The organism is Acinetobacter sp. YH01006, assembly GCF_013420445.1.
GTDB lineage: Bacteria > Pseudomonadota > Gammaproteobacteria > Pseudomonadales > Moraxellaceae > Acinetobacter > Acinetobacter pseudolwoffii.
This window is the reverse complement of the sequence record NZ_VOYB01000001.1, coordinates 245,827-259,306: the sequence shown is the minus strand read 5'-3', so window position 1 is coordinate 259,306 and position 13,480 is coordinate 245,827. Positions and strand designations below refer to the sequence as shown.

Annotated in this window: 10 protein-coding genes; 4 read left to right on the top strand and 6 right to left on the bottom strand. The window is 42.0% G+C overall.

Annotated features, from left to right (window positions below; translation table 11 throughout):
* Window positions 1-380: 380 nt before the first annotated feature.
* From FTT73_RS01255 to FTT73_RS16245, 3 genes are all read left to right on the top strand, one after another.
* Entirely contained in the window at window positions 381-1,601 is a 1,221-nt protein-coding gene (locus FTT73_RS01255) for an acetate/propionate family kinase (protein ID WP_005172750.1), read from the top strand.
* A 54-nt stretch (window positions 1,602-1,655) separates the two neighbouring features.
* The gene (gene pta, locus FTT73_RS01250; RefSeq protein ID WP_180190892.1) at window positions 1,656-3,794 is read left to right on the top strand and encodes a phosphate acetyltransferase; all 2,139 of its coding nucleotides are present in this window, start codon (window positions 1,656-1,658) and stop codon (window positions 3,792-3,794) included.
* Window positions 3,795-4,030: 236 nt separating this feature from the next.
* Complete coding sequence (locus FTT73_RS16245; protein WP_257232843.1) at window positions 4,031-4,162, top strand: hypothetical protein; 132 nt, start codon at window positions 4,031-4,033, stop codon at window positions 4,160-4,162.
* Window positions 4,163-4,588: 426 nt separating this feature from the next.
* Here the strand turns inward: FTT73_RS16245 and FTT73_RS01240 are convergent, their stop codons facing one another.
* Window positions 4,589-4,828, bottom strand: a complete 240-nt coding sequence (locus tag FTT73_RS01240; protein ID WP_005095591.1) for a DUF2171 domain-containing protein — start codon at window positions 4,826-4,828, stop codon at window positions 4,589-4,591.
* 690 nt (window positions 4,829-5,518) lie between these two features.
* Here FTT73_RS01240 and FTT73_RS01235 point away from each other — a divergent pair.
* On the top strand, window positions 5,519-7,045 hold the full coding sequence (locus FTT73_RS01235; protein WP_074384007.1) for a fumarate hydratase: 1,527 nt from the start codon (window positions 5,519-5,521) through the stop codon (window positions 7,043-7,045).
* A gap of 431 nt (window positions 7,046-7,476) precedes the next feature.
* On the opposite strand, the gene FTT73_RS01230 is transcribed toward FTT73_RS01235, so the two are convergent.
* The 5 genes from FTT73_RS01230 to tig all read right to left on the bottom strand — a co-directional run bounded on the left by FTT73_RS01230 (window position 7,477) and on the right by tig (window position 13,251).
* Window positions 7,477-8,193: a DUF2846 domain-containing protein gene (locus tag FTT73_RS01230; protein ID WP_100357538.1), complete on the bottom strand. Its 717-nt coding sequence runs from the start codon at window positions 8,191-8,193 to the stop codon at window positions 7,477-7,479.
* A gap of 170 nt (window positions 8,194-8,363) precedes the next feature.
* Window positions 8,364-9,674: an ATP-dependent protease ATP-binding subunit ClpX gene (clpX, locus tag FTT73_RS01225; protein ID WP_005095585.1), complete on the bottom strand. Its 1,311-nt coding sequence runs from the start codon at window positions 9,672-9,674 to the stop codon at window positions 8,364-8,366.
* Between the two features lie 29 nt (window positions 9,675-9,703).
* Entirely contained in the window at window positions 9,704-10,309 is a 606-nt protein-coding gene (clpP, locus tag FTT73_RS01220) for an ATP-dependent Clp endopeptidase proteolytic subunit ClpP (protein ID WP_005095582.1), read from the bottom strand.
* 265 nt (window positions 10,310-10,574) lie between these two features.
* A complete protein-coding gene (locus tag FTT73_RS01215; protein WP_218955672.1) occupies window positions 10,575-11,762 on the bottom strand; it encodes an RNA-guided endonuclease TnpB family protein in 1,188 nt (395 codons plus the stop codon).
* A 157-nt stretch (window positions 11,763-11,919) separates the two neighbouring features.
* The gene (gene tig, locus FTT73_RS01210) at window positions 11,920-13,251 is read right to left on the bottom strand and encodes a trigger factor (RefSeq protein ID WP_180190890.1); all 1,332 of its coding nucleotides are present in this window, start codon (window positions 13,249-13,251) and stop codon (window positions 11,920-11,922) included.
* Window positions 13,252-13,480 lie beyond the last annotated feature (229 nt).

Sequence of the window (13,480 nt, the reverse complement as noted above, 5' to 3'; positions counted from 1 at the left end):
AAACCGAAATGGATCAGAACCTTTGGGTCATTTTATTGATGAATCTCTGTATAGAATTGTATGTATAAGTCATATTTGCTGTTTTAGGCACTAAACTGAAAGCAATCTGTTCCAGTACGACATTGAAAATAGAATTTGGCAGCTTTATTGATTATATTTTCAGCATCATTTTATTTATAAATGAAAACTATGAACTGATAAATTTTAGTTATTATTGTCAGTCTGGTCGATAATGCTTAAGTCTAATCTGCTAAAGTCTATCTAGGACAGAAAAAAAACAAATGTTAAAACATCAATATTGATTCAGCTTAGTGCTTTTTTGCTGATCACTGGATCAAGTCAATGGACGAGAATTTTAATTAAAAATCGGGTAATCAATCGTGTCTAAATCAGTATTAGTTATTAATTGTGGCTCTTCTTCAATCAAGTTTGCATTACTTCTTGAGGAACAGAACTTCCGTATTCATGGTTTAGCTGAGAACTTAGGCACAGAGAATGCTCGTATCAAAGGCGTGACTGTCGGTAACGAACCAGTCGATATCCATATTCCATTTGCAGATCATAAAAAAGCCCTTGAAGTTGGTTTGGAGCGTCTGGCTAACTATCGCCCAGATGCGATTGGTCACCGTGTGGTACATGGTGGCAGCCTGACCAAAGCAGAATTGATCAATGATGAAATTATTGAAAAGATTCGTGAAGCAACGCCGCTTGCGCCCTTACACAATCCGGCACATCTGATTGGCATTGAAGCCACCAAACGCTTGTTCCCAGACTTACCGCAAATAGCAGTATTTGATACCGCATTCCATCAAAGCATGCCAGCACATGCATATCGCTATGCCCTGCCAAAATTCTTATATACAGCCCATGGTGTGCGTCGTTATGGTTTCCACGGCACCAGCCATGCTTATGTTTCAGACCGTGGTTCTGAACTGGCAGGTAGCCTGAAACAAGGAGGCTGGTTAACAGCACATCTCGGTAATGGCAGCTCGACCTGTGCCGTGTGGAATGGGAAAAGTGTAGATACGTCAATGGGCTTAACCCCGCTTGAAGGTATTGTCATGGGCACCCGCAGTGGCGATGTCGACCCAAGCCTGCACAGCTTCCTGGCAAAGAACCTGGGTTGGGATATCTATAAAATTGACAAGATGCTGAATAGCCAGAGCGGTCTTTTGGGCTTGTCTGATCTGTCCAATGACATGCGTACCCTGATTGAAGCATCGGAACAAGGTAATGAAGATGCTGCATTAGCGATTGAAGTATTCTGCTACCGTCTAGCCAAATCTCTGGCAGCACTGAGCTGTGGTCTGCCACGTATTGATGGCTTGTTCTTCACTGGCGGTATTGGCGAAAATTCTGCCTATATCCGTGAAAAAACCATGACTTATCTGCCCCACTTCGGCTTCAACCTGGATAAAAGTGCCAATAATGACTTGAAACGTGGCACTGAAGGCCGTATCGATTCAGGTACAGGTCCACAAATCTGGGTAGTGCCAACAGACGAAGAAGGCCGTATCGCTCAAGAAGTACATAGCGTTGTAGAACTTGAAGTGGAGCAAAAAAACGCAAAAAAGTCTGAAGCTGAGGTAGCGCTTGCATAAGCAAGCAGGGCCACTTTTTAACTGATTTTTATTATTGTGTGACTGACGTAACTTATGAAAACGATTTTATTGGTTCCCACTGGGGAAGGCGTAGGCTTAACTTCTGCATGTTTAGGCCTGATTTATGCACTGGAATGCCAAGGGGTTAAAGCTGGCTTTCTCAAACCTTTTGCTCAGGAATTGAATGAAGTCGAAGACCGTACTACGGCTTTGTATCGTCATATTTCTCAAAGTGAAACTGTTGAACCAATCCGTTATAGCAAAGTCTTGCAGCAGATTAATCTGGGTGAACAGGATGAACTGCTGGAAGAAGCGGTACGTCTGCATCGTCAAATTGCCAGACAGCATGACCTGATTATTGTCGAAGGTCTATTGCCAAATGCTCAGGACAGTTTTGCCGATGATCTGAATGCCTCGCTGGCGCAGGCTTTGGATGCCAAAGTGATTGTGGTCAGCAATGCCAATATCCAGCAGCCAGGTCAGACTGCCGATAAAGTTGAAAACCAGATTCGCAACTTTGGTGGCGCCAGTTCAACCCGCCTGTCTGGCATCCTGCTGATGCGAACCAAAGGTCTGCCTGAAGAATCTGCACAGATTCCTGTAACGCTTGATCCGGATCTACGTCTTGCAGAAGAAACCACACAATTTATTCGTGCCATCCAGCAAACCCATCCACATATTGGTTCAGAAAAGTTACCTGTAATTGGACTGGTGCCTTTCAGTAAAACTTTAAGTGTGCCGCGTATATCTGATCTGGCGGCACATATTCAGGCCTACTGGATTAATGAAGGCGAAGCGAAACAGCGCCGTGTCCAGCACAGCAGCCTGATTTCGGCCAATATTGAACATGAATTGCATAAGTTTGTAGCAGGTGAATTGATCATCAGTGCATCTGACCGGATTGATGTGTTATTGGCAAGCAGTCTGGCCAGCAGCAATGGTATTCCTTTGGCTGGCTTGGTGCTAACTGAACATCATCAGCCAAATGATCACGTATTGGAATTTTGCCAGACCGCCATCAAACAAGGTTTACCAATTTTACATACACCGCTTAGCACCTTTGAAACCGCACAAAAACTGGCGAACTTCAGCAATGAAATTCCAGTAGATGATACGGAACGTGCAGATCAGGTCACGCGCTTTGTTTCGAGTCACATCAATCCGGAATGGCTCGGTCAGATGTTGAATGGTTCTTATAAGCCACGTCTATCGCCTTCAGCCTTCCGGCATGAACTGGTACAAAAATCGATTGCGGCCAAAAAACGTATTGTATTACCTGAAGGTGATGAACCACGTACGATACAAGCTGCAGCAATCTGTCAGTCGCGTGGCATTGCACAATGTATTTTATTGGCCAATCCCGAATCTGTTTTAGAAGTGGCAAAAGCTCGTGGTATCGAATTGCCTGAAGATCTGGAAATTCTGGATCCGGATCTGATTCGTGACAACTATATCGACAAGATGGTCGAGCTACGTAAAGGCAAACTCAACGAACTGCAAGCGCGTGAACAGCTGCAAGACACAGTGGTGCTCGGCACCATGATGCTGGCGCTGGATCAGGTTGATGGTCTGGTCTCTGGCGCGGTACATACCACGGCCAATACCGTACGTCCTGCCTTTCAGCTGATCAAGACTGCACCGGATTATTCACTGGTTTCTTCTGTGTTCTTTATGTTGCTGCCAGATGAAGTCTATGTTTATGGCGACTGTGCGATTAATCCTGATCCAGATGCAGAGCAGCTGGCCGAGATTGCGATTCAATCAGCAGATTCTGCCAAAGCCTTTGGCATTGACCCGCGGATTGCCATGATTTCTTACTCTACCGGAACTTCAGGTATGGGTGCCGATGTCGAGAAAGTGGCTGAAGCAACACGAATTGCCAAAGAACGTCGTCCTGACCTGCTGATTGATGGGCCATTACAATATGATGCTGCCTCGGTTGAAAGTGTTGGCCGTCAAAAAGCACCAGATTCACAAGTGGCCGGACGTGCCAATGTCTTTATTTTCCCGGATTTAAATACGGGTAATACGACTTATAAAGCTGTGCAACGTGCTGCCAATGTAGTCAGTGTCGGGCCAATGTTGCAAGGTTTGAACAAACCGGTGAATGACCTGTCTCGTGGTGCTTTGGTCGATGATATTGTATTTACCATCGCTTTAACCGCGATTCAGGCAGAACAGCAGGCTCAATAAACTTAATAGCTCCGCACTCACCACCCTCTCGCAAGATGGGGTGGTTTTTTTAATCATTTTTGTTCTAAAGTCGGACATTCTATAATCTGTCGATTACTTTTCTAAAAATAAAAAATGCTCTCAAAGAGCATCACATCAACACTGATCTTAAATAGAACCGCATCTACTTACACTTAGTGAAAGTTGAAAATCTACTCACATTTTTAGCGCTCACGCAAATCGATGAAATACGTTATATGACCGGCTTGAAATGGCATTTTACACTTGAAGATATGCAGGCACATAGTCAGCGCTGTTTGGCTGATCCAACCCGTTATGACTTTGCGATTTGTTTAAACCATCATGATGAAATGATCGGTAAACTTTGAATTCTAGAAATCAATCTTGTGCTCAACATGCTGAATTTTGTATTGCAATCTCAACAATCACTTGGATAGCTCAAGGCTGTGGCAGTGAAGCGCTCAAGTTGGTCAAAGAGTTTTTCTTTAAGCCATTACAACTCAAAAGTCTTTGGACATAATTGAGGTGGAAGTCGTGCCTAGGAAAAATGTGGTTTTCAAACGCTAAAAATCATACAAAATGGTTTTGAATATGAAGGGAAATTTTCAGATAAAATCATCATACAGGCTCAAAATCCATTTCTGGCAGAATGCAAAACCAAATAAAAAAGAATCAACTACGCATAATAAATGCCAGTCTTTCGAACTGGCATTTTCAACGATTACTAATAAAGTCTGTGACATAAAAAATTAAGCTGAGACAGCCCTGCTTTTCAGTCCATTGACTTTAATTTTTTATAAGGTGGTCCACTCTTTACGCACATCTTCTGCTGTTTTATTGAGCACTACGCTATCGTCTTTGATTTCGCTTACCCAACTCAAGGGAATCAGATGATGCTCATTATTTTCATCATCACTTCTTGTCAATTTAATTGAATCCTGACCTTCTAAATGGTCTACCTTCCCGACTTGAGTACCACATGAAGCAATGACTGAAGCATGTTCTTTAATATCACTTGCATTAAAATTGTTCATTCTATTTGCCTGTTTCTAGAAGTTGAGAGGAACAGTCTAAGCAATAAAAAACGCCATATGTGTAAGGCTTTTCAGGCTTTGGGTTTTGAAGGGTTAAGAATGTAAACGCTTAGCACGGTTTAACCCACTACATAACAAAAATGCTTTTTGAAGTTGAGTATTCAGATATTTTTATAGCTTGATGAATTGGATGTGAAGATGTGAAGATGTGAAGATGTGAAGATGTGAAGAAAGGTTAATTATTTAATGCCTGAAAATAAAGAAAGAAGATGAAGCTTAGGCTTGATCTTCTTTCTGACCATACATCCAAGTTGCAGCGATATATACACAAAAACCACTTGCCATTAAAATACCTGTAACCATTGTTAAGATCTCCCGTTTCAATAGCTGCATTATGTAAAAGTTTTATGACAGTTATATGACAATCTGGTTTTTTATTAATTTTTAAATAACTTTTAAAATTCAAACACTTAATCAAAAATAACAATAAATATGACTATTTTTAGTCTGAAATATGACACTAAATATGACCAATTACTGTCATATTTGACCCGTTGAGCAGCTAAAGTCCTCCTTTAAATTGCCTAAACTATAAACTTTCGGCCAATGCTCGCCCAAAATGCCCACAACCCGATTCTTTTGTCTTATAATTTAGCCCGCTAGCTATCAGCCCGCTCAAGAGATATTTGTATGACAACTATTATCAAGCAAGATGACTTAATCACATCGGTTAAAGATGCGCTTCAGTTCATTTCTTACTATCACCCACAAGACTTTATCCAAGCGATGAGCCGTGCGTATGATCGTGAAGAGAACAAAGCTGCTAAAGATGCGATCGCGCAAATCTTAATTAACTCACGCATGTGTGCAGAAGGCCACCGCCCAATCTGTCAAGATACCGGTATCGTCAATGTATTTGTTGAAGTGGGCATGGATGTTAAATTCGATTTAACCATGGGCCTGGATGATGCAATCAATGAAGGCGTACGTCAGGGTTATTTAGAAAACTCCAACGTGCTTCGTGCATCAGTTCTGGCCGATCCTGCTTTTGGTCGTAAGAATACCAAAGACAACACTCCTGCCGTGATTTACCACAAGCTTGTGCCTGGTAATAAAGTAGATATCACTGTAGCAGCCAAAGGTGGCGGTTCAGAAAATAAATCTAAACTCGCAATGTTGAACCCATCTGATTCAATCGTAGATTGGGTACTGAAAACTGTTCCAACGATGGGTGCAGGCTGGTGTCCACCAGGTATGCTCGGGATTGGGATCGGTGGTACTGCTGAAAAAGCTATGATGCTTGCCAAAGAAGCATTGATGGAAGAGATCAACATGGACGAATTACTTCGTCGTGGTCCACAATCTAAACTTGAAGAACTTCGTATCGAAATCTTCGAAAAAGTGAATGCTCTGGGTATTGGCGCACAAGGTCTCGGCGGTTTAACCACTGTTCTTGATATTAAAATCAAGGATTACCCTTGTCATGCTGCTGGTAAGCCAGTCGGTATGATCCCGAACTGTGCTGCGACCCGTCATGCACACTTTACATTAGATGGTACGGGTGTTGCCAACATCATCGCACCAAAACTTGAAGACTATCCTGAAGTCACTTGGGATTCTTCAAGCTCTAAACGTGTTGACCTCGATACAATTACTCAAGAAGAAATGAATGCTTGGAAACCAGGTGATACATTACTTCTAAACGGTACGATTTATACTGGTCGCGACGCTGCACATAAACGTATGGTCGACATGCTTAACAATGGCGAAGAACTTCCGGTTGATCTGAAAGGTAAGTTTATCTACTACGTCGGTCCAGTCGATCCAGTCGGTGATGAAGTTGTAGGCCCTGCTGGTCCAACAACGGCTACGCGTATGGATAAATTCACACGTCAAGTCCTTGAAGCAACTGGCATGTTCGGCATGATCGGTAAAGCAGACCGTGGTCCTGCTGCCGTTGAAGCCATTAAAGACAACCAGGCAACTTACCTCATGGCTGTGGGTGGTGCTGCTTACTTGGTATCGAAAGCGATCCGTGAAGCTGAAGTGGTGGCGTTTGCTGACTTGGGTATGGAAGCAATTTACAAGTTTGTCGTGAAAGATATGCCGGTTTCTGTCGCGGTTGATGTGAATGGTACTTCTATTCACGCGACTGCACCGAAAATCTGGCAAGCTAAAATTGGCAAGATTCCAGTCGTGGACGCTGCTGCAGGCTAATTTTGACTGCAATAACAAAGCACCCTCTATCGGTAATGCCAGTCAGTTAAGGAATTGACTGGCATTTTCTTTTTCAAATTCATGATTATATCTGATAGATAGAAAAGTCATCCGCAACTGTTTGAGGCATGAGGTGTATTGCACCGCAAGATTTAAAAATGATTGTTTCTGCGACAAACTTACTGGTCGATGGTGGCTGACGAGTTTTGCGGATGAGGAGTGTTGCTCCGCAAGATGCCTTCCTTGCGAAGCTTCGCTTCTCATTTGGGCGAAACCAAAGTAACAAATAATTTACAAGAATTTGATTTATAAAATTAATACTCCGCTGTGAATGACTAAAAAATTAAAGAGTCTATTTCTAAACTCCTTAACTGATCAACATTACCCTCTATCGGTGCTTTTTTATTATATTTATTCTGGGAAATGTTCCATTACCAAGTACGCGGATCCCAAAGTTTAAAAGGTGCCTTCAACTGTACATCTAATGATGGATCATAAGCAGTTGGTTCAATTTTCTGGGCTTTTTTGCGAATCTGGCCAGTTTCCTGATCTTGCGCCACAAAGTTAAAACTGTGAGATTTAAGCTGAGTAAAAGCAATTTCATTCAGACCGACTTTTTCCGGCATGAGCATGAAGGGCCCCGAGACACTACGCCGGGTGCTGATATTTTCTTCATCATATTTAATAAAATAGGATTGTCCTGCTTCCACACTAAAATCCAGATATTTAGGCTTCTGAAAATGCAAAGCGCCCAACGGTCGACTGGTACTTAAACGGTACGTTCCTGTAGGAACTTCAATCCAGTAATAATGATTATGCAAAAGACTTGGAATATGTTCTTGATTGATAAACAGGCTGGCAGCGACAATTTCCTGACGGTTCCATCTAGAATCAGGACGGTATAAGTACACGATGGCGGCTTGATCATGTTGTGGTTTCACCGTTTGAAACTGATTGCCCTGCTTTTGATTGACCCAGCCACCAATAGTAAACATACCAATACGATGCTGTTCAACAAAGCCCGGTTTTTTTTCAAGATCAATATTTTTTAGAGTGCTGAGTGACTGTGTAGGCTCAACGACGGCTTTCTTACCATGACACCCCAGCAATGCCAAACTGCTGATGAGTACAATTGCGACTCCACGCATGCTTATCCCTCACTGCGTCTTTATTCTTTTATATGCAAGTGCTTTGCGATTTATTTTTTATAAGTTTTAGGCATCCACGCCTAGTCAATCAGATTAACATCCAGCTTTATTTTTGGAAATAAAAAACCTGCGAAAACACGGAGTTTTCGCAGGTTTCGGATGAATAGCAGTTAAGCAGATTTGCTATTCACCACTTTTAAATCTATTTTTGTCGCTGTCTCTTGCTGCTCATGCGGTTGACGCTCGGCACGATATTCTGGCTCTGCTTCACCTTTAATCACCGCTTCATTGACGACTACTGTACCGACATCGCTGCGGCTTGGCAGGTCATACATAGTTTCGAGTAATGAATTTTCCAGGATCGAACGTAGACCACGCGCACCAGTATTACGCTCAACCGCTTTTTTCGCCACGGCACGTAATGCGGATTCTTCAAAGACCAGATCCACGTCTTCCATATCAAACAAATGTTGATACTGACGGGTTAATGCATTCTTCGGTTCAGTCAGAATCTGCATCAATGCTTCTTCATCTAACTCATCCAAAGTAGCAATCACCGGCAAACGACCAATAAATTCTGGAATCAAACCAAATTTTACCAGGTCAGTTGCTTCAACTTGACGGAACAGATCAGACAGCTTCTTGGTTTCATCTTTTTTACGCACTTCTGCGGTAAATCCGATGCCACCTTTTTCCTGACGCTGCTGCACAATTTTCTCAAGTCCAGAGAATGCACCACCACAGATAAACAGAATGTTGGATGTATCAATCTGAATGAATTCTTGCTGCGGATGCTTACGGCCACCTTGGGGCGGAATCGAAGCAACCGTACCTTCGATCATTTTCAATAAAGCCTGCTGTACGCCTTCACCCGATACATCACGCGTAATCGATGGATTTTCAGACTTGCGGGTAATCTTGTCGATCTCGTCGATATAGATAATGCCCTTCTGTGCTTTCTCGACATCATAATCGGCTTTTTGCAAAAGCTTCTGTACAATGTTTTCTACATCTTCACCCACATAACCTGCTTCGGTCAGTGTGGTTGCATCTGCCATGGCAAAGGGTACATCAAGAAGGCGCGCAAGCGTTTGTGCAAGCAAGGTTTTGCCTGAGCCCGTCGGGCCGACCAGCATGATATTACTTTTTGAAAGTTCAACTGAATCGTCAGCTTTTTTGCCATTATTCTGCACTTTCAGGCGCTTGTAATGGTTATACACTGCAACCGACAAGGTCTTTTTTGCGATATCCTGACCAATGACATATTGATCCAAGGCCGCACGGATTTCCTGTGGTTTCGGCAAAGGACGATTGGCCCAGTCATTGGTTTCCACCTGTTGACTGGTTTGAACCAAATCTAAGCATACGTCCACACATTCGTTACAAATGTATGCGTCCTCGCCTGCAATCAGCTTCCCGACTTCAGACTGCGTTTTACCGCAAAATGAACAATGCTTTTGTCCTTGAGGATGTTCGGACATATTTACTCCACTATCTGAATCTTTAAAACTTATGGACGTTTAGTTAAAACTTCGTCCACAAGACCGTATTCTTTCGCTTGCTGAGCAGTCATAAAGTTATCACGGTCTGTATCGCGTGCTACTTTCTCGTATTCCTGACCGCTGTGTTCAGCCATTAAACGATTTAAACGTTCTTTAATAAATAGAATTTCACGGGCATGAATTTCAATATCCGAAGCCTGACCACGGAAACCACCGAGTGGCTGATGAATCATAACACGGGCATTTTCTAAGCAGTAACGCTTACCTTTAGTTCCGGCATTGAGCAGGAAGGCACCCATAGATGCTGCCTGCCCCATACAATAGGTCACCACGTCAGGTTTGATAAACTGCATGGTGTCATAAATTGCCATACCTGCAGTCACTGAACCACCTGGCGAGTTGATATATAAATGAATATCTTTATCTGGATTTTCAGCCTCTAAAAACAACATTTGCGCAACGATAAGGTTCGCCATATTGTCTTCAACTTCGCCCGTCATAAAAATTACACGTTCACGCAAAAGGCGTGAATAAATATCAAAAGAACGCTCACCACGAGAGGATTGTTCTACCACCATTGGCACTAAAGCGTTTTCAATCGTTGGAACATACATACGTTTATTTATTCCTAAATTTTTTGTGACCTGACCCATAATCACAATATGAGGGATAATCACTGAAATTGCAAAAAATTCGCCAATAAATCCATCATATTTTTTGCATTAGTTTTGTGAAAATCAGAAATGCTTTTTTTCAGGCATCAATATCAATGACCTCCCCATAAATGAGGAGGTTTGCCACACCAATCATGGTGTTTACTAGGCTCATGCCTGACAAGTGGTGCAAGCGTATTTCTACTCCCACCTTTTTTACCTAAAATTAGGCTGTCGGCATATCAGGTTGATTGACTTCAACCTTAGCAATAGAAGCTTGTTCTATTACCATCGAAGGGTCAGATTGAGAAACAAACTCAATGCCTTTGCGATGTATATTCATTGCGCCAATACGATCATCATTTGATTGATAATGACAACGCTTACAGTCAAAGTGATGCTTTTTCTTATCACGATTTGATTTTTCACGGTATCCACATTTCGGGCAAGTTTGTGATGTGTATTTGGGGTCAATCAAAATAACAGACTGACCATTTTCTTTGGCTTTATAGCAGAGTAATTGCTTAAACTGATAGAACGCCCACGATACACTGACATAGCGGTTTTTCAGACGTACCTTTTCGGTTGCCTGCCTTATACCTGTCAAATCCTCAAGAACGAATACAGTGCCTTTTGGATGCTTTTGAGTGAGTGCCTTTGTGATCTGATGATTAACATCAGTCATATAACGGTTTTCTCTACTCCCAATCTGCTTAAGCCTATGCCTTGCAGACGAAGTTTGTTTCTCCTGTAAAGATTTGCGTATTGCTTTAAATATGCCACGCTTCTGTTTAACTATTCCACCCCGATAGAAGTCAGTTTTTCCTTTACTAGCGTAGGTGGTTGCAAGATGGTTGATGCCCAGATCAACACCGACCACATTAGTAACGTCATCAATTGTTAAAGCAGGGGCTTCCTTGCTCATTGGGATATGTAAAAACCATTTCCCGAATTTATTAACCATCTTGGCAGAACCAAACTTGGTTTTAGCTTTCTGAAATTGATTTAAAGGTTTTTTAGCGAAATTAACCTTGATGCGCCCTGAGCTTACACCTAACGAAAACTGATTACCTACAAGTGAGTAATCACGATTCCATACAAGGTCGTAATCGTTACCACTAAATTTCACCAATGACCAATCGTGACCATTTGACTTAGCAGACTTATATCGAGCAACAACGGTTTTAATCACAGACTGAGTAAATTGGGCTTTTGTGCCTAATTCAGACCGCATTTGGTCATAAACAAGATAGTGCAATTTAACTTGATTGAGAATTTTATTTTGAAAAACTTTTTTTGACAACCAATTACAAGCAAGCGAATACAGCTCAAACATTTGTTTAAGCTCAAGAACTTGTTGCTTGTTCGGGAATATCTGCACTTTAGCAGTTATTACGAGGGTATCATTTTTCATAACTTTATCATTAATTGAAATGCTTTGAAAAACAAGTTTATTTGGCTTGTATTCTAAAAAAATCCTCCGTTTCCTCCACCCCTAAAGAGAGGTGGTTTCCACAGAGAGTTCGATGAAAAAAAGGCGCATCAAGCGCCTTTTTTATGGAAAGCTAAAATTAAGCTTGTTGACGAGCTTGCTGCTCTTTCAATAAGTCTTCATAGCTTACAGTCGCATCAGTTACTTTAGCAGAAGCCAAAATGTAATCAACAACTTGGTCTTCTAGTACAACAGCTTCGATTTGTTGACGTTGTTGCGCATCGTTTTTGAAGTATTCGATCACTTCGTTTGGATCTTCATAAGAAGATGCCATGTCTTGGATATACGCTTCAACACGTGCAGCATCTACTTCGATTTTCGCATCAGCTAAAACACGGCTAACCAATACGCCAAGTTTTACAGATTTTTCAGCTTGTTCTTTGAACAATTCGTCTGGAAGCATGCTTGAATCAAATGCTTGCGCACCTTGAGCACCGAACTGTTGAGTGAACTGCTGAATCATTTGTTGACGTTGACGGTCAATTTCTTGAGCAAGCATAGCCGCTGGAAGTTCAACTTCGTTTGCAGCTACAAGTGCATCGAAAGTCGCGCCTTTTACCTGGTTACGCAGGCCGTTTTTCACTTCACGTTCCATGTTTTTACGAACGTCAGCTTTTAACTTCTCAACGCCTTCTTCTTCAGATACACCGAAGATTTCCAGGAATTCAGCATCAATTTCTGGAAGTTTTTGTTTTTCAACAAGCTTCACAGTGATTTTGAACTGAGCTTGTTTACCAGCCAGGTTTTCAGCTTGGTAGTCTTCAGGGAAAGTAACGTCGATTACTTTCTCTTCGCCTTTCTTCATACCAACGATGCCGTCTTCGAAGCCAGGGATCATACGACCAGAACCTAGAACAAGTTTGAAGTCTTCAGCAGCGCCGCCTTCAAATTTCTCGCCATCAACAGTACCTTCGAAATCGAAAGTTACCTGCATGTCTTTTTTCGCCATGCCTTTGGTTTCAGCCCAAGCAGCACGTTGTTTTTGAAGATTTTCGATCATCTTCTCAACGTCTTTGTCGTTTACTTCAGCTGCTTTACGTTCAACTTCAAGACCTTCGAATTTCACGTCGATTTCTGGATAAACTTCAACAGTCGCTGTATATACCAGCGCGTCGTCTTTCATTTCAGTTTTTTCGATGTTTGGCATACCTACAGCATTGATTTTCTCTTGCTGGATCGCTTCGAATACCGTGTCACGAATAATATCGTTTACCACTTCTTGGTAGATACCCGCGCCGTATTCACGACGAACGACGTTTACAGGCACTTTACCTGGACGGAAGCCGTTGATCTTCGCAGTTTTAGCAGTGCGTTTTAAACGAGCTTCAAATTGCTCATTAATACGGCTCGTCGGTACAGAAACATTTAAACGACGGGCAACGCCCGAAACCGCTTCAGAAGTTACTTGCATGGCTTCCTCTATATATTAGGTTATAACAGGTTTATAAAAATGTGCCACATTATATGACAACATTTAAGGATATACAAAAAATACGCGCGAGTTCCAGTTTTTAAACCCTTTTTTTATTTGAATCGGCATCTTTTCAGATATTCCGTCAACCTGGATTAAATGGAGAAAGTGTATATTTTTATTGCAAATGATAAGTACTATCATTAATATCCAGTTTCTTATTTAAGCA

Excerpts from the sequence above, each read along its gene's own strand:
- clpX (WP_005095585.1), bottom strand. The coding sequence starts at position 9,674 with ATGTCCGAACATCCTCAAGGACAAAAGCATTGTTCATTTTGCGGTAAA.
- FTT73_RS01230 (WP_100357538.1), bottom strand. The coding sequence starts at position 8,193 with ATGCGTGGAGTCGCAATTGTACTCATCAGCAGTTTGGCATTGCTGGGG.
- tig (WP_180190890.1), bottom strand. The coding sequence starts at position 13,251 with ATGCAAGTAACTTCTGAAGCGGTTTCGGGCGTTGCCCGTCGTTTAAAT.
- FTT73_RS16245 (WP_257232843.1), top strand. The coding sequence starts at position 4,031 with ATGACCGGCTTGAAATGGCATTTTACACTTGAAGATATGCAGGCACAT.
- FTT73_RS01235 (WP_074384007.1), top strand. The coding sequence starts at position 5,519 with ATGACAACTATTATCAAGCAAGATGACTTAATCACATCGGTTAAAGAT.
- FTT73_RS01240 (WP_005095591.1), bottom strand. The coding sequence starts at position 4,828 with ATGAACAATTTTAATGCAAGTGATATTAAAGAACATGCTTCAGTCATT.
- clpP (WP_005095582.1), bottom strand. The coding sequence starts at position 10,309 with ATGTATGTTCCAACGATTGAAAACGCTTTAGTGCCAATGGTGGTAGAA.
- FTT73_RS01215 (WP_218955672.1), bottom strand. The coding sequence starts at position 11,762 with ATGAAAAATGATACCCTCGTAATAACTGCTAAAGTGCAGATATTCCCG.
- pta (WP_180190892.1), top strand. The coding sequence starts at position 1,656 with ATGAAAACGATTTTATTGGTTCCCACTGGGGAAGGCGTAGGCTTAACT.